Below are 15,551 nucleotides of genomic sequence, written 5' to 3' on the forward strand. Positions count from 1 at the left end.
ACTCCTGCTGAGGTCTTCGCCGACCAACTACGCTCGAGCCAACAGACCACTGTTGCGACGACCGGTTGAATACGGCCCCAACTGCTCACCGATCCGACGCAACGCGCCAGCTCTGGTGCTCGGACCGCGGCGTGCTTCCACTGCGAGCCGGACCGATCGCTCCCGAAGCTCCTCCGGGTACTTCCTCGGTGCTCCCATGACTCTCATCCTCCCGTGGATTGAGAGCCTCCATCAGACTCGGGGCGGAACACACGGCGTTCAGCCGGTTCGACGCGGTCTCATCGCGATCAACCGTGGTCGAACGTGAACCAACTACTCCGCGTTTTCCGCCGGCCATGGGTGTTCGTCACGATACAAGCTGGCGTTCACGTCACGAGCGATGCGAGCTGCACGTCGAGAATGTGCTCGCGGCGGGCGGGTGAGGACGCTTGGCCGCGCGTCCACGCGAAACCGGCGGCGAGGAGGAACAGGTCTGCGCCGTCCAGGTCCGATCGAGCGACTCCGGCCTGCTGTGCACGCGCGAGCAAGTGGGCGCCCGACGCCCTCATCTCGACGCACGCCGCATGCAGTGCCGAATCAGGGTTCTCGATCGCAGCCGCCATGACCTCGACGACGCCGCCGTAGACGTCTGCAGATTCGACGAACTGCCGCAACCAGATGAGAAGCGCGGCGCGGGGATCCGCAGCCGTCATCAAGGCCTGCCCCTGCGTGGCTAGTTCCGTGAAGCCGTTGCGCAGCAGCACCTCCAGCAAGGCATCCCGGGTCGGGAAGTTCCGGAGCAGCGTCGCTAGGCCGACGTCGGCGCGACGGGCGATGACGCGGAGGGATGCGTCGGCGCCCTGGTCGGCGAAGACGGCGGCGGCCGCCTCCAGGAGGGCGTCGTGGTTCTTGCGGGCATCCGCTCGCATCAGGTCACCTCATTTGCTATTCGGACCACTGCTCCATATATTCGGACCACTGGTCCACTTCGCCAGTGTAGACGACCACAGGAGAGCCCGATGACCGAGCCAATGATGCATGCAGTCCAGATCCACAGCGCGGGCGGGCCGGAGGTCCTGCGATACGAGCAGGTGACTCGGCCGGAGCTGCAGCCGGGCGAGGTCCTCGTCCGGGTCCACGCGATCGGGCTCAACCCGCCGGACTGGTACGTGCGGGAGGGCATGACGAATGTGCCGGAGGAATGGCGGCCCGTGTTCTCCTATCCTCTGATACTGGGCTCGGACATCTCCGGCGTGATCGACGCGGTCGCGCCTGATGTCACGGACTTCGAGCCTGGAGATGAGGTCTTCGGCCTGATCCGCTTCCCGGACAGCCTTGCGAACGCCTACGCGGAGTTCGTCGCGGCACCGGCGACCGATCTGGCGCGGAAGCCCGCGAGCATCGATCACGTCCACGCGGCCGCCGCACCGATGGCGGGGCTGACGGCCTGGCAGTTCCTCATCGAGCGCGGCCACGACACGGTGCCGCCGTTCCAGGCGGAGCTGCATCATCCGGTGCCTTTGCACGAGGGGACCCGGGTGATGATTAACGGTGCCGCCGGCGGGGTGGGGCACATCGCTGTCCAGCTGGCCAAGTGGAAGGGCGCTCACGTCCTCGCGGTCGCGTCGGGAGCGCATCGATCCTTCCTCGAGCAGCTCGGGGCGGACGAGGTCCTCGACTACACCGTCACTTCCCCCGAGGACTCGGGCGAGGTGTTCGACCTCGTCCTTGACAGCGTCGGCGGGGCGGATACGGGCCGGTTCATCGCGAACGTCACGCGTGGTGGTGCGCTCTTCCCGGTCTTTTTCGGGCCAGTGGACCCCGAGCGGGCCGCGGCGGAGGGCGTCTACGTGTCGAGCACGCAGGTGCGAGCGAGCGGGGCTCAACTCGCCGAGCTCGCCGAGCTCCTCGACACGGGGACCGTTCGAGTCGCTATCGACAGCACCTACCCGCTGGCCGACGCGCAACTTGCGCACGAGCGGGCCGCCGAAGGCCACCTCCAGGGCAAGATCGTCCTCACCGTCGCATGAGCTCTACGACACACGAGATCCAGCAGGTCATTGCGCGATACGGCTCGACGCTCGACGCGCACGACCACGACGCCCTCGCCGGGTTGCATCGTGTCGAAGCAGAGTGGACGTTCGCGATCGGGTCCCAAGTCGTCATCGGCCCACTCCGCGGACGAGACGCCATCATCGACTTCGTTTCCAGACCCCCGGACGGCCCACCGGTCCAGCAGCGTCACGTGCTGACGAACATCAGCATCTCGGGCACCTCGAACGAGACAACCCGGGCGACCGCCTACCTGACCCTGATCGCCGCCCATGACGCCGCGCCTGTCATCGTCGCCACGGGCACGGCCACCTTCGTGCTCAGGGTGACCGAGGGGATGTGGAGCATCGAAACACTCCTCATCTCCTTCGACAATTCACCGCTCCCACACTGACCGCACGGGAGCGCGCGAGCGACCCGTCGCGCTCCCGGGTAGGTCCTTGACAACGGTAGAGAAACCATCGCTGTTGGGACTCCAGCCCCGCCGGTCGCGACACCAGCAACAGTCGTCGCTGGGTTGCAGGCCAATTCACTCACGGCACCGGCCGCGTATCCGGCCAGGGACCCTCACCAGAGCACCGTTAGTTGCGTAAAGCAACGCCCCGAGGTTGAACAGGAGGTGAAGGGCATTCGCGCCGTAGGGAGGGTTGGCCATCGCCGGCGTATACGTGCGGTTGCGGTTGCGGTTGGGGCCGACGGGTGCGTCGAGGGTGTCGCGTTCGACCCAGCTGCCGGTGACGTAGCTCCAACCGGTACAAGCGTGCCTTACCCGTGCAGCCGAGGCGCCTTAGATAAAGCAGAAGCCTGGGAGAGGAAACGGGCAATTGAGCCATGGAACATCTCGGGTTCGCGGTTCAGCTCCATACCGTGCGGGCAGGGTGCGATCTCCACGAGGGTGGCCGTAGCGCCGGGCTTGGCAGCGAAGCGTTTGGACACCTCGAGAGGGACGTCGCGGTCGCCGGAGCTGTGGAGAAGGAGGGTCGGCAGCCCAGGTGGCGGGGTCGGGCGCATCCAGCGCATGGGGATGGCTTTCCGGAGGCCGGCGAAGCGGGCGAGACCCGGGATCGTGAGAGTGAGGGCGCCCAGGGACCCAAGGAACCCCGGGAAGCCTGCCTTGGATGCGCCGGCACGCAGGGCGGCGAACCAGTCGAGTGCTGGGCAGACCAGGATCATGGCGTCGATCCGGTTGCGGAGGGTGGAGCGCGCGGCCGCGTGGAGAGCGATCGTCGCGCCCATTGACCATCCGACGAGCACCAGGCGCTCGGCTCCGTGGTCGACAGCGTGGCGCATCGCCGCGTCCAGGTCGTGCCACTCGTCTGTGCCGAACGTCGCGGGCAGGCCGCGGCCGTCTTCGATGTCGCCGCGGTATCCGATGACGAGGGAGCTCATGCCGGCGGAGAGGGTGTCGGGTACTGCGCGGAGGATGGCTTGCCGGCCCGAGTGGATCCCGTGCACGTGGATGGCCCAGGTGGTGGCGCCGTCGACGGGGAAGTACCACGCCTTCCGGGTGTCGCCGTCGGCGGTGATCGCAACCTCCTCAAAGGAGGACGACACGGCTGCTGGTGTGTCGAGGAGGTATCCGCTCCAGACGAGCGTGTCCTTCGCTGCCGGGACGATCGCGGGTTCGCCCAGGATGGTCCGGCGGACGTGACGGCCGTCGTCGTCGAGCACCTCCCCGACAAGGACGCTGTGCTGGCCGTCGTGGAAGTACACGCGGTACTCACCAGGGCACCGAGTCTGCTCGTCCGATGGGACGGTGATGCTGGCGGAGTCGACGGCGACGACGGTGACGGTTCGCTTCGGCCGCGGGTGAATTGCCTTCTTCGCGACCACCACGCCCGCTGCAGTCGCCGCCGCGATGACCGTCAGGGTCGCCGCCCCTGCTGCTACACCGATAACGCCCATGCCGTAACTCCCTTCGCGAGCCGTTCGTCGACGCGCTGTAAGTAGCGCTGCTCTTGTTCTGTGACCTCGAGGCGGCCGGCGACGATCTTGTCGCGGAGCTCGATGTACCGCTGCGCTGCGACAACCTCAGCGCTGCCCCGGAGGCGCAACGACAGCCTGCCGGCGCTCTGGTCGCGGGCTGACATGACGAGCAAGCGGAGCGAGATTAGGCGCCACCCGAGGACAGTGATGAGCCGGCGTAGGGTCCGCCATCCGTGTGCGACACCGATGGCGACGATGCCGGGGTAGAAGAGGCTGTTGAACACGACGAGCATCGCCCGCGAGAAGGGGGTTTGCTGTCCGTCGATGAACACTCTGGTGACGTCGACGAGCTCGGCGATGATCGCGAGTACCACGAGCGCAAAGCCGATGATGAACAGGATGTTCACACCGCGCGGCTGGGGCAGAAGCACGCCGATGGAGTCGGCGGCGAACCAGCCCATCGCAACCATGTAGATGACGATGTGCGCCCACGTGGCCGGGTACTGCAGGTGCTCGTGGATGTAGGTCGTCGGTTCCCCGTTGTGATCGGGGATCGCGATGAAGGTGGCCGTCTCCGCGATGAGCACGGTGATCAGGATGGGCAGGCGCGATCGGGCTTCCGAGCCAGCGTGAGCGCGTGTGGCGTCCCGCAGGAACCAGAACGCTGCCGTCGCTGCGAGTACCTGGATCAAGTCGATCGCGTTGACGTCGCCCAAGAGCGCATCGATGTGCTCGACGGGCCAGACGACGCCCACCGTGGCGATCCCGACGACGGCCAGGGCTGCGGCGAGGAACGCCGGACGTCGCGCTGCGCTACCGATCGCATTGACGCGGAGGAGCAGGAGTCCAACGGCAGCCCAGAACGCAGCTGGGATCACGCGAAGGCTTCCTCGCTTGCAGACAGCGTGGACTTCTGGAGGCGTTCGAGCAGGAGCATCGCTCCGCGCTCCGCCACGATCTCCTCGACGTCGACAGCGTCAGCGTCCTCGAGGGAGGTCCGCACCGGAACGCGTGCCCGCGCCGCGGTGATCTCCGCGGTCACGCCGGCATAGCCCCGCTCCATCACCTCGACAGGCACGTGGCACCCTCCGTGTCCGGCGGCAATGTGCATGAACTCGTGCAGGATCACGAACAGCTGGTAGAGGCGGGGATCGTCAGGGTGGAAGTACACCCGTCCGGCGTCTGCGGTGTCGAGGTACAGACCCGTCACACTCGCGGGGTGGTCACGCGGAGGGAGCGAGTTCAGCGGATCGATGATGAGCGGCTTGCCGAGCCAGGTCGACACGGCCGTTCGCAGCGTCTCGAACGTGAGTGGGCCGGCGGGCAGGGACAGCCTGGCGATAGCGTCCTCAGCAAGCTGGGTGGTAAGTCGTTGCGTCCGGATCTTCTTCATTCAGTACCTCCTCGCTCGTTCGGCGCCGCGGCGCGGATCGCTTCGGCGATCGCCAGGAGCTCGGCCGGAGATGCTGCGTTGACCGAGCGCGCTGCGATCCCCACACCAGTCTCTGCCAAGGCGATTTCCACTTCCAGCCGTGCGTCGACGAGATCGACGACGCCGGGGAGTGCGCTACGCAGCAGGTACTCCGATGGCACATCGAAGAAGTCCGCGATTGCACGCAGGTCATCACTGGTCACGTCTGTCGGCTCTCCGGCGAGCAGACGGTCCCAGTCGGCGCCGGCCAGGAGACGTCCTCGCTTCGCGAGTGCGGCACGCACAGCGCCGTCGACAGGGGGAGCGGGTGTGCGGGCGACGTGCAGAGCGACGAGCTTTCGAAGCCGGTAACCGAGGAGCGCAGGTTTCAGACGTTCGTCCTTCGGAGCGTGCAGCCGCTCCATCTCGGTGATAGCCGGTTCGAGAAGCTCGCCGACCGACACACCGAGCGCTTCGGCGAGCGTCTGCACGTCGTTCGTGTTGAAGGAGGTCTCGCCGCGGGTGCGCTTGTAGTAGTAGCCGCGGCTGAATCCAGCCTGCGCGATGAGGGCCGGAGTCGTGATGCCTCGGCGGATGCGGAGGTCGTCGACCGCGTCAACGAATGCCCTCGAGAACTCGTTCGGTTCACCGCTGCCCTGTCTACCCACGCGACGACCCTATTGGCGTACTGGGGGAACGTGCTACGCCTGACTTAGAGCATTCCGTCAACCGCGTAGCTCTAAATAGGGCATACTGCGAGGAGCGTTCTTTTACCCCCCGTTGGAGGCACACGATGGCGAACCTCGCCGCAGCAAGCTCGGACTGGTCCGATCCTTCGCTGACCCCCGGTGGCGACAGCGCTCGAACCTGCCCGCAATGCGGGAGCGCGAAACTCGGGACCAGGTACTGCACCGAGTGCACAGCGGAGCTCGTCCCACCGGTCGCCGTGACGCACGCGTTCGGCCCGATGTGGGCAGTTGACGGCGACGTGCTCACCGTTGCACCGGGGGAGGACGTCCGACGAACCCTTCTCGACGCTGTCGCTCAGATGGTGAACGCGACGGCGCCCGTACGCGTCGTCGTGACTGACGGTCAGCTAGTGACCAAGGTGGTCCTCCGGCTCGACGGCAGCTCCGTCGCCGAGGGCGCTGACGCAGGCTCCTGGGCTGGCCCCGGCCGGACAGACCTCCCGCCGGCAGTCGCCGCGCAGCAAACGTCGATCGTGGGCGTGCACCCCGGCGCCGGTGTGAGCACCTGGGCGCAGCTGCTCGACCTGCCCGAAGCGCAGCTCACGAACGAGCTGCAGGGCCCGGTCGTGCTGGTCTGCCGGTCGACACCCGCTGGCATCGACGCGACCAAGGCCGCGATCCACTCGCTCGGTCCGGCCGCGGTCGACGCGGTTCTCGTCGTTGCCGATGCTCCCGGCAAGCCGGTCCCGGCCGCCGCGCGTGAGCAGCGCGTGCTCGCGGGCGCCGTACGGGTCGTGCCGGTGCCGTGGCTTCCACGCCTCCGGGCGGTGGCAGAAATCTCCCCTGCGTTGGCCGGGCAGCTCGCCCGTCCCGTGCAACGGGTCACCAAGGCGCTCCTGGGGGCGCAGTCAATCAAGGAGAAGGCCGAATGATCAGCAACGCCATCTACGCCGTCGTCGCGAAGTCACCGCGCGCTTTCGACGCCACCAACCGCGCCGGCATGGTCGTCGCGCAGGCCTACTGCCTGCCGGGGAAGGCGCAGGACGCCCTCGACACCGCCACCCTCTGGACCCGCATCGCCGCGATCGCCCTCGGCATCATCGCGCTCATCATCCTCGGCATCGGCATGTTCTTCTCCGGCCGCCGCCACGACGGTGGCGAGACCCTCAAGGGTCTCGGCTGGTGGATCGGCGGCGCAGCCCTGATCGGCGCGGCCTCGGGGGTGGCATCGATCTTCCTCGGGTCCGTGTCGGCGAACTGCAAGACGATCCCCAGCGCGTAACCGACACCAACCCCGGGAGGCCGTCATGGCACCGTCCAATCGCTACACCAACCGTCGAGGCTTCGGCGCAGCGCTCAAGCGTGGCTGGAACTCCAAGCCCGCCGGGATCGCCGCGGTCATGGTTCTCGTCCTGGTCATCATCGTCGTGCTGATCTCCACCCTGCTCGGCGTATTCGCTCCCGCGAACACCGGCGACCAGGGGACCGCGAGCAAGCCTGCTCCGACCTCGAGCACGTCGGCGGCCGCGGACGGTCCGTGCAACGTGAAGGTCACCGACACATCGTCGACGCCGAAGGTCCCGTCCGACCTCACCTGGAAGACCGGGCAGGAGGGGCTTACGTGGCCGGTATCCAAGTCCGTCGGTCCCACGAAGACCGTCGACGGGTTCGATGCCTGCTTCGCTCGTTCGCCGCTCGGAGCGGCACTCGCGGCAACAACCGCGATCTACGACCAGTACGGCACGCACTCCGCGGCGGACTCGCTGGACTTCTACATCGCCGATTCCGCTGGCAAGAAGAAGAGCCTCGAGGTCGCACCGCAGCAGTCGGATCCCCAACAGATGCGCTCCTCGGGGATGAACCCGGCTGGCTTCTCCATTGACGCGTTCGCGAAGGACCGGGTTGAGCTGACGCTCGTGTACTCGTACCCGAGCTCGTCGACGGGCTACTACGGCATGCCGATGACGATCGTCTGGGTCGACGACGACTGGAAGATCGCCGTCCTCGACAACGGGGCCACCTCGAACACCGGCACAACGCCGAGCGACGGGGACTTCATCAAATGGACGGGGACGAAATCGTGAACCCAGGAGACACCGCCCTCTGCATCGCGAGCCCGGCGCTCTGCGCGGTCAAGCAAGGTGTGGGAGCCGCAGCATCGTCAGCCGCATCGAACGGTTTCAAGCAGGCCGCCGAGACGATGTTCGCTGCGTACGACGACATCATGAAGCAGTTCCTGACCAGCTGGGTCGGGGCGAGCTTCAAGGTGGATCTCGACAACAAGGCCACGTCCTGGTTCCAGGACACCACACTGCCGATCACGATCGTGCTGCTCACGTTGGGCCTGGTCGTCGCCGGCGCGCGGGTGATGTACTCCCACCGCGGCGAGCCGTTCCAAGAGGCGATGGCGGCACTCGGGAAGGCCGTGGCTGTCATCACCCTCGGCACCGCGGCAATCCAGATCTTCGTCTGGGGCGGGGATGCGTACGGGCAGTGGATCCTCAAGGTTTCCGGGACAACGGCCACCGCTGGCTACGTCGATGCAGCGTTCGCGACGTCGTCACCGGGGTTGGCGCTGATCTTCGGCCTGCTGGGCGTGCTCGCGGTCGGGATCCAGTGGGTTATCATGTTCGTCCGGCAGGCGCTGATGCTGCTGCTAAACGCGTTCTGGCAGGTCAGCGCCGCGTACGCGGTGCTCCGACGGGGTGAGCAGGCTTTCGAGAAGATCACTGCCTGGATCATCGCGTTCATCATCTACAGCCCCCTCGCCGCATCGATCTACGCATTCGCCTGGCGGTTGAAGAACGGCCAGGACGGTGCCGGCGGTGTCATCTACGGGCTCATGCTGATCGGCCTCGCCGTGATCGCACTCCCGGCGATCATGCGCCTGCTCGTCCCGGCATCGGGCGCGCTCGGATCCGCGATCGGCGGGGCGATGGCGATGGGTGTCGCCGCGGGCGTGGTCCAGGCAGGTGTCGCCGTCGGCGCGGCCGTCGCCACGGGCGGCGCATCCGCGGGCGCATCGGGTGCCGGCGCAGCCGGCGCAGGTGCGGGCGCAGGTGCCGGTAGCGGTGCTGCTGGCGGTGTCGCGGGAGGCGGCGAAGTTGCCGCCTCCGGTGGCGGCGGAGGCGCCGGCGGTAGTGACTCGAGCCCGGTCGCGGGTGGGGGCAACAGCGATGCCGGGTCCTCCGGTGGTGATGGTGCCGGCGGGATGGTCGGTGACGGCGGTGCCACCGGCGCACCAGCAGACAGCGGCAACAGTGCCGGCGGCGCGACTACCAGCAGCGGCGCCGGGAGCGGTAGCGGCGGTCCCGATGGTGGGTCGGTTGTGGGCGGAGCGTCGCCGGACTCGGGCCAGTCGGCCGGGTCGAAGGCTTCATTGGCGGCCACTCAGGTCGTCGCGAGTGGCGCGGGCGATGCACCGGCCACGGCGGAAGGAATGATCAGTGAGTGAGACAGCGCAGAAGGAACGCATCCGGTTCGGGAACTGGTTGCCGTCCACGAAGGGCACCCTCGGCGGGCTGACATTCTTCGGCTGGGCGATGCTGCTCGGCGGCGTAATGGTCGGTGTTGTCTGCGTCAGCGTCGCCTGGTGGGCCGGGGCGATCCTCGCCCCGCTCGCGGGCATCGCCCTGAACGCTGTGTTCATCGTCCGGTGGGGCGACCCGACCTCGGGCCGCACCGCCGCGGCGACGCTGTGGGACCGGCACGTGAACGCCAAGCGCGATCGCGCCGGCACGAACAGGTACAAGACGGGCCTGTTCACGAAGTTGCCCCCCGAGTCGCTGACGGCGCTACCCGGGATGCTGGCCGACCTCGACGAGATCACCGGCGCCGACGGGGAGGGGGAGGAGTACGTGCTCCTGCACCACCGGAAGAACTCCCGGAAGCCGCTGCTCTCCGCGACGTTCTCTTGCCACCCCGATGGCACCGCGCTGCTGCCGCAGGACAGCATCGACTCGCAGGTGTCCTCGTTCGGCGGGTGGATCGCGTCCCTGTCGCAGGACACCGCGATCGAGGGCGCCGTGATCGTGGTCGATTCCGCGCAGGAGTCCATCGAACCGCTCGTGCAGAAGATCGACAACGAGGTCTCCCCGAACGCACCGGAAGCCGCGCAACGCCAGCTCCGCGAGGGCGCACGGGCACTGTCAGGCACGTACGCGGACGTGGAGGTGTTCGCCTCCGTGGTGTGGAACGTGAACAAGCTCGCCGACGACGTCGAGGAAGCAGCAGCCGATATCGCAGCGAAGCTGCCCTACCACCGGGAAGGGCTCGCCGAAGCAGGCGCCGGCTCACCGGTCGTGGCCACCAGCAGTGAGCTCGCCCGCGCGGTGCGGGTGGCGTACCTACCGGAGCGGGCCCGTGAGTACGGCTCCGACGAGCTCACCGGCAACCCGTTCCACATGCGGGTCACCCAGGCGGGCCCGGACGAGTTCGACGACAGCGCCCGGCGGATTTGCTACCACGACGGGGTCGCATCGATCACGGCGATGATGGTCGCCCCACCGCAGGCGCTGATCACCGAGGATCTGCTGAACCGGTTGTTCCGCCCGAACGGGAAGTTCCTCCGCAAGCGTGCCGCGGTGTTCTACGGCCCCGTGGACCCCGGCAAAGCGTTCAAGCTCGCGAAGAAGATGCGCGGCAACGCCAAACGCAACAGTCGGGGCGTCCGCGGGGAAGACAACGAGATCGAGAAGCGCCGGGAGACGCTGGCACAGAAGACCGAAGTCGACCTGATGACGGGGGCTGCGATGACAGCGTTCGCGATCGAGGTCACCGTCACCTTCGTCCCCACCAAGCGCAGCATCAACAACGCGATCAGCGAGCTGAAGCAGATCTTCAATGGCACGAACATCTCGTACCGGTTCATCGAAACCGACACCTCCGCAGCGTTCCACTCCACCCTCCCGATCGGCGTCCTGCCGTGGGAGTACGCCACCGCCATGCAGAGCGTCACCGATCGGACCGAATGATGCAGCACAACGAAGGTCCCAACCACTGCACCCTCGGCACACCCGATGTGCGCCACACGGTGCCGACACAGGAGATGCGCTCATGACTCGCGAATCGACGAAGACGCAGACGTTGACCCCGTCGGGGTTCTTCGGACCCGGTGGTGGCGGGTGGGAGCAGATCCCGCAGCCGCCACGGTGGTTCGCAACGAGCGTGCAGGTGTGCGGGATCTACCCGTTCGGTGCCGGCACGGGACGACCGATCAACGGTTCCCCGCTCGGCCGCGACATGCACACCCACTCAGCGGTCTGCACCGACCACGACGCCCTCTACCGGGCGAACGTGATCTCCTCCCCGTCAGCGATGCTGTTCGGGTTGAACGGGCTGGGTAAGTCCAGCACCGCGCAGACGCTCCTCGGTGGCCAGGTCGGCCGTGGCCTCACCCCGGCGGTGTTCGACCCGATCAAGGGTGAGCACGTGCCGTGGATCGAGGAGCTCGGCGGAACCGTGTTCTCGATGGGTCCCCGCGCCCGCCACCAACTGAACCTGCTGTCGCCCGGCCCCCTCGGCTACGCGGCCCGCCAGATCGGCGGACAGGTCGGCGAGGAACTGCTGATCCTGGCGCGGGCGAAGACGATCAACCTGGTGAAGCTGGTCGTCCGGATCAGCCGCGGCCGAGACGAACCGGTGAAGGACTTCGAGAAGACCGCGCTCGAGGCGCTGGTGGACACCATCCTGCGTGCCGCCGGCCCGAACGACGTGCCGGTGACCGCGGACCTGATCCGCGTCTTCGACCACCCGTCGGACCTGGTGCTGCAGCGGACCGGCACCACCACGGCGGACGAGTTCCACGTCGAGTACAAGCGGCTCGGACAGACCCTCCGGTCGCTGCTGACCGGGGAGATGGGGCAGATACTCTCCGGCACGAACTCGGTGGAGTTCACCCCCGGCAACCCGGGCGGGTTCTGCTTCGACACGTCCTCGATCCACGAGTCCGACACCGAACTGCTCTCCGCCGCGATGCTGTCGACCTGGTCGCTCGGCATGGACGCGATCGACGCGCACTGGGAGCTCGCGCAGCACGAGAAGCGCAAGCAGCAGGAAGCCGCCGACGAGGGCCAGCAGTACACGCCGGCGATCACCTGGGGCGGTTACACGACCCTGATGGACGAGTTTTGGTACCCGCTGCGGGCCTGTGAAGGGATGGTCGACCTCGTTGACTCCCTCTCCCGCACGAACCGCAGCGTCGGCACCGCGGAGCTGAAGATCACCCACTCGCCGAAGGACCTGCTCTCGCTGCCGAACGCGTACGACCGGGAGAAGGCCAAGGGCTTCATCGAACGCTCCGGCCTGCTGCTGCTGATGGGTCTCAGCCGCGATGACCTGCTCGAGCTGAGCAAGGCGCGGCCGTTGACGCCGAAGGAAATCAGCATGGTCGCCTCGTTCTCCCAGTCCAAGGACTGGATCGGCTCCCGCCGGCAGAAGGGCGCTAAGGGTGCCCCTCCCGGAGCCGGGAAGGTGCTGCTGAAGATCTCCGAGCGCGTCGGGATCCCGGTCAAGATGCTCCGCACCGCCACCCAGATGGCCGTCCACGACACCGACAACCGGTACCAGCAGTAACGACTGAAGAGACAGGACGACCGATCATGCCCAGCAGCACCGTGCACGTCGACTACACCCTCATCGCCGATCAGGGGACCCTGACAATCGGCGATGCCACCTTCACCGACGACACTGCCTACCCGGACGCGATGGACTGGCTCCGCGACGTCGCCGGGAACCTCGGCGCCGCCGTCGTCGTTCGTAGCCACGACCGCGCCACCGGACAGGACACCCTCTTCAGCATCGACGGCCACGGCGCGATCGCCCCCGTCACCGGCACCGTTGACGGCGGCCTCGACGACCCGCCGGCGGAGGCGTCGACGTCACCGTGGCTCTCCGCGGCCGCCGGGGACCGCGGCCAGGAAACCGCCGCAGCCCCTGTCGCCCTGCCCGTGTCGCCGCCGACCGTCGCGGTGGCTGATGAGGCCCACGTAACGCGTCGGGAGGCGCGGCAGTCGTTCCTCACGCAGGAGCAGGTGGAAGAGCCCGCAACGACCGGGTTCCGCGGGTTTCTCAGCGGTCTCGGGCTGCGCATGGCGCCGTCGGCTGCGGAGCGGCTGCACCGGGAGCAGGTGCACCTGGTCAGCCAGCACCACGTCGGCCCGCGCACGATCATGCTCGCCAACGGCAAGGGCGGGGCAGGAAAGACCCTCGCCACGGTGTGCCTGTCGACCGTCCTGACTCGGCACTCCGGTGCGGCGACCGTGGCATGGGACAACAACCAGACCCGTGGCACGCTCGGTTGGTCGACGGAGGCCGCCCGTCACGATGCGTCCGTGCTGGACCTGCTGCCGGAGATCGACCGGCTGTTGGGTACCGAGGCTCGGTCCGCGGACATGGCCGAGTACGTGCACCACCAGACCCGTGACCGGTACGACGTCCTGAAGTCCAAGCCCGACATCCTCGCGGCCGAGCAGCGGTTCGGCGCCGAGACGGTCGACCGGGTGCACAAGGTGCTGGCGAAGTTCTACCGCCTGGTGCTCATCGACTCCGGCAACGACGAGACCGACCCGATGTGGCTCGCGGGCCTGGACCGTACGGATCAGCTCGTCGTCCCGACGACCACCGACGACAAGTGGTGCGAGTCCGCAGCGCTCCTGCTCGAGCAGCTCGTCGACGCCGGCGGCCGCTACCGGGAGCTCGCCGAGAACGCCGTGGTGATCGTCGGCGTGGAGACCAGCGACGTGAAGCCCGAGAAGGTGACCGAGCAGGTGCGCCGCTTCAAGGGCGCCGGCCTCGGCCGCGATGTCCTGACGATCCCGTACGACGCGGGGCTGAAGGCGCGGATCATCAACTTCGACGCCCTGCAGGAGTCCACCAAGCTCGCCTGGCTCGCCGCCGGCGCCGCCGTCGCGAAGGGGCTGTAGTCCGATGACGTGGAAGCGGGTGCTCGCGGTCCTCGCGGTCGCGGTGGTCCTCGTCGCGGCCGTGGTCGTGGTGAAGGTCGTCTACGAGCTGCAGCACACGCACACCAACCGGGCGACGTCGTCGACGCCGATCCCGACGCGCTCGGCCGCGCCGACGTCGAAGGAGATCGCGTACGCCGTCGCGGACCGGTTCTGCCAGCCCGACAAGGCGAAGAACGCGTGGCAGCGCTCGCTCACCCCGTACCTGACGCCGGAGGTGTGGCAGCTGTACTCGGCCGTGCGACCGGGGAACGTGCTCTGCGCCGGCGTCCACGACGACGGGCAGCCGGTCGGGGATCAGCAGACGTCGACGGACCAGGCGTTCCAGTTCACGGCGTCGACGGGCGGCCCGGTCACGGTGACCCTGCACCGCGACACCAAGGCTGGTCCCTGGCTGGCGTCCTACATCAACGCGGGGAAGTGAGCGCGTGGGTAAGGGTGGGATGCTCGCGGTCGCCGCGCTCGCACCGATCATCGGCGTCGTCATGGTCGTCGTGCTGCTGTTCACGATCATCACCGGCGCCGGTGACGACGACCAGGCCGCGGCCGCCACCTGCGGTGCCGCCGGCACCGTGTCCGGCCCCGCCATGTCCGTGCAGAAGGGCACCCTGCCGGCGAAGGTCGGCCCGTACTCCGGTGATCAGGTGAAGAACGCCGCGGCGATCATCTCGATCGGCAAGGAGCGGGGCCTGACCCGGCACGCGCAGCAGACCGCACTCATGGCGGCGATGACGGAGTCCACCCTCAACAACCTCTCCGGCGGCGACCGCGACTCCGCCGGCCTGTTCCAGATGCGCCCTTCGATGGGGTGGGGCACCCTCGCGCAGGTCACTGACATCGACTACGCGATCAACCTGTTCTACGAGCGCCTGGTGAAGGTGCCCGGCTGGGACACCATGAGCCCCGGCGAGGCCGCGCAAGCGGTCGAGGGGTCCGCGTTCCCGGATGCGTACGCGACGAAGTCGGCGTACGCGGTCGAGATGTTGAACGCCCTCTCCGGCGTCACCGTCTCCACGGTCTCGCAGACCAACGAGGGCCCCAGCTGCACCGCCGGCGCAGGTGCCGCGGCCGGTGGTGGCGCCGGCGGGACGAAGAACGTCCTCGCCGCGGGTGAGCAGCCCGCGACCGGGCCGCACGCGGCGAAGATCAACCAGGTCATCGCGTTCGCGAAGGAGCAGCTGGGCGAGGACTACGTCCTCGGCGGCGCCGGCCCGAACGTGTGGGACTGCTCCGGGCTGACGAAGGTCGCCTACGCGCAGATCGGCATCAACATCGACGCTGGCCACTCCGCGACCACCCAGTGGCGCAACGGCGTCGCTCGAGGGCAGATGCACCCCCTGTCCGAAGCGCAGCCCGGCGACCTCATCTTCTGGGGCGGCAACGACGCCTGGCACGTCGGAATCAGCCTCGGCGGCGACATGATGATCGCCGCTCCGAAGCCCGGCGACGTCGTGAAGATCCAGAAGGTCTGGGGCACCCCAAACGACCAGGTCTGGCGCCCCGTCGACGGCCTCTAAACCACCGAGCGAACGA

General features: G+C 67.9%; 16 protein-coding genes. 11 read left to right on the forward strand and 5 right to left on the reverse strand.

The window, feature by feature from the left end; genetic code table 11:
* Positions 1 to 365 precede the first annotated feature (365 nt).
* Positions 366 to 908, reverse strand: a complete 543-nt coding sequence (locus tag ITJ56_RS15200; protein ID WP_194631472.1) for a TetR/AcrR family transcriptional regulator — start codon at positions 906 to 908, stop codon at positions 366 to 368.
* 90 nt (positions 909 to 998) lie between these two features.
* Between ITJ56_RS15200 and ITJ56_RS15205 the strand changes: the two genes are divergently transcribed.
* Positions 999 to 2,009, forward strand: coding sequence for an NADP-dependent oxidoreductase (locus ITJ56_RS15205; protein ID WP_228518001.1), 1,011 nt, complete (start codon positions 999 to 1,001; stop codon positions 2,007 to 2,009).
* A complete protein-coding gene (locus ITJ56_RS15210; protein WP_194631473.1) occupies positions 2,006 to 2,425 on the forward strand; it encodes a nuclear transport factor 2 family protein in 420 nt (139 codons plus the stop codon). The genes ITJ56_RS15205 and ITJ56_RS15210 overlap by 4 nt, the downstream gene beginning before the upstream one ends.
* A 371-nt stretch (positions 2,426 to 2,796) precedes the next feature.
* Here the strand turns inward: ITJ56_RS15210 and ITJ56_RS15215 are convergent, their stop codons facing one another.
* The 4 genes from ITJ56_RS15215 to ITJ56_RS15230 form a co-directional block, all read right to left on the reverse strand.
* The gene (locus ITJ56_RS15215) at positions 2,797 to 3,702 is read right to left on the reverse strand and encodes an alpha/beta hydrolase (RefSeq protein WP_194631474.1); all 906 of its coding nucleotides are present in this window, start codon (positions 3,700 to 3,702) and stop codon (positions 2,797 to 2,799) included.
* A gap of 215 nt (positions 3,703 to 3,917) precedes the next feature.
* Complete coding sequence (locus ITJ56_RS15220; RefSeq protein WP_194631475.1) at positions 3,918 to 4,835, reverse strand: hypothetical protein; 918 nt, start codon at positions 4,833 to 4,835, stop codon at positions 3,918 to 3,920.
* A complete protein-coding gene (locus ITJ56_RS15225; RefSeq protein WP_194631476.1) occupies positions 4,832 to 5,350 on the reverse strand; it encodes a hypothetical protein in 519 nt (172 codons plus the stop codon). Before ITJ56_RS15225 ends, ITJ56_RS15220 begins: the two co-directional genes overlap by 4 nt.
* A complete protein-coding gene (locus ITJ56_RS15230; RefSeq protein ID WP_194631477.1) occupies positions 5,347 to 6,036 on the reverse strand; it encodes a helix-turn-helix domain-containing protein in 690 nt (229 codons plus the stop codon). The genes ITJ56_RS15225 and ITJ56_RS15230 overlap by 4 nt, the downstream gene beginning before the upstream one ends.
* A 431-nt stretch (positions 6,037 to 6,467) precedes the next feature.
* Between ITJ56_RS15230 and ITJ56_RS15235 the strand changes: the two genes are divergently transcribed.
* From ITJ56_RS15235 to ITJ56_RS15275, 9 genes are all read left to right on the forward strand, one after another.
* Entirely contained in the window at positions 6,468 to 6,989 is a 522-nt protein-coding gene (locus tag ITJ56_RS15235) for a hypothetical protein (RefSeq protein WP_228518003.1), read from the forward strand.
* Positions 6,986 to 7,339: a hypothetical protein gene (locus ITJ56_RS15240; RefSeq protein ID WP_194631479.1), complete on the forward strand. Its 354-nt coding sequence runs from the start codon at positions 6,986 to 6,988 to the stop codon at positions 7,337 to 7,339. Before ITJ56_RS15235 ends, ITJ56_RS15240 begins: the two co-directional genes overlap by 4 nt.
* Before the next feature lie 25 nt (positions 7,340 to 7,364).
* Positions 7,365 to 8,141, forward strand: coding sequence for a hypothetical protein (locus ITJ56_RS15245; RefSeq protein WP_194631480.1), 777 nt, complete (start codon positions 7,365 to 7,367; stop codon positions 8,139 to 8,141).
* A complete protein-coding gene (locus ITJ56_RS15250) occupies positions 8,120 to 9,511 on the forward strand; it encodes a hypothetical protein (protein ID WP_194631481.1) in 1,392 nt (463 codons plus the stop codon). The genes ITJ56_RS15245 and ITJ56_RS15250 overlap by 22 nt, the downstream gene beginning before the upstream one ends.
* On the forward strand, positions 9,504 to 11,030 hold the full coding sequence (locus ITJ56_RS15255; RefSeq protein WP_194631482.1) for an SCO6880 family protein: 1,527 nt from the start codon (positions 9,504 to 9,506) through the stop codon (positions 11,028 to 11,030). The genes ITJ56_RS15250 and ITJ56_RS15255 overlap by 8 nt, the downstream gene beginning before the upstream one ends.
* A gap of 82 nt (positions 11,031 to 11,112) precedes the next feature.
* Positions 11,113 to 12,630: an ATP-binding protein gene (locus ITJ56_RS15260; RefSeq protein WP_194631483.1), complete on the forward strand. Its 1,518-nt coding sequence runs from the start codon at positions 11,113 to 11,115 to the stop codon at positions 12,628 to 12,630.
* A 26-nt stretch (positions 12,631 to 12,656) separates the two neighbouring features.
* Positions 12,657 to 13,979: a MinD/ParA family ATP-binding protein gene (locus ITJ56_RS15265; protein ID WP_228518004.1), complete on the forward strand. Its 1,323-nt coding sequence runs from the start codon at positions 12,657 to 12,659 to the stop codon at positions 13,977 to 13,979.
* 4 nt (positions 13,980 to 13,983) lie between these two features.
* The gene (locus ITJ56_RS15270) at positions 13,984 to 14,442 is read left to right on the forward strand and encodes a hypothetical protein (protein ID WP_194631484.1); all 459 of its coding nucleotides are present in this window, start codon (positions 13,984 to 13,986) and stop codon (positions 14,440 to 14,442) included.
* A gap of 4 nt (positions 14,443 to 14,446) precedes the next feature.
* The gene (locus ITJ56_RS15275) at positions 14,447 to 15,535 is read left to right on the forward strand and encodes a C40 family peptidase (protein ID WP_194631485.1); all 1,089 of its coding nucleotides are present in this window, start codon (positions 14,447 to 14,449) and stop codon (positions 15,533 to 15,535) included.
* Positions 15,536 to 15,551: the final 16 nt, after the last annotated feature.

The organism is Curtobacterium sp. VKM Ac-1376 (assembly GCF_015351025.1).
Taxonomy (GTDB): Bacteria; Actinomycetota; Actinomycetes; order Actinomycetales; family Microbacteriaceae; genus Curtobacterium.

Excerpts from the sequence above, each read along its gene's own strand:
- ITJ56_RS15250 (WP_194631481.1), top strand. The coding sequence starts at position 8,120 with ATGGACGGGGACGAAATCGTGAACCCAGGAGACACCGCCCTCTGCATC.
- ITJ56_RS15245 (WP_194631480.1), top strand. The coding sequence starts at position 7,365 with ATGGCACCGTCCAATCGCTACACCAACCGTCGAGGCTTCGGCGCAGCG.
- ITJ56_RS15270 (WP_194631484.1), top strand. The coding sequence starts at position 13,984 with ATGACGTGGAAGCGGGTGCTCGCGGTCCTCGCGGTCGCGGTGGTCCTC.
- ITJ56_RS15225 (WP_194631476.1), bottom strand. The coding sequence starts at position 5,350 with ATGAAGAAGATCCGGACGCAACGACTTACCACCCAGCTTGCTGAGGAC.
- ITJ56_RS15205 (WP_228518001.1), top strand. The coding sequence starts at position 999 with ATGACCGAGCCAATGATGCATGCAGTCCAGATCCACAGCGCGGGCGGG.
- ITJ56_RS15240 (WP_194631479.1), top strand. The coding sequence starts at position 6,986 with ATGATCAGCAACGCCATCTACGCCGTCGTCGCGAAGTCACCGCGCGCT.
- ITJ56_RS15210 (WP_194631473.1), top strand. The coding sequence starts at position 2,006 with ATGAGCTCTACGACACACGAGATCCAGCAGGTCATTGCGCGATACGGC.
- ITJ56_RS15260 (WP_194631483.1), top strand. The coding sequence starts at position 11,113 with ATGACTCGCGAATCGACGAAGACGCAGACGTTGACCCCGTCGGGGTTC.
- ITJ56_RS15265 (WP_228518004.1), top strand. The coding sequence starts at position 12,657 with ATGCCCAGCAGCACCGTGCACGTCGACTACACCCTCATCGCCGATCAG.
- ITJ56_RS15200 (WP_194631472.1), bottom strand. The coding sequence starts at position 908 with ATGCGAGCGGATGCCCGCAAGAACCACGACGCCCTCCTGGAGGCGGCC.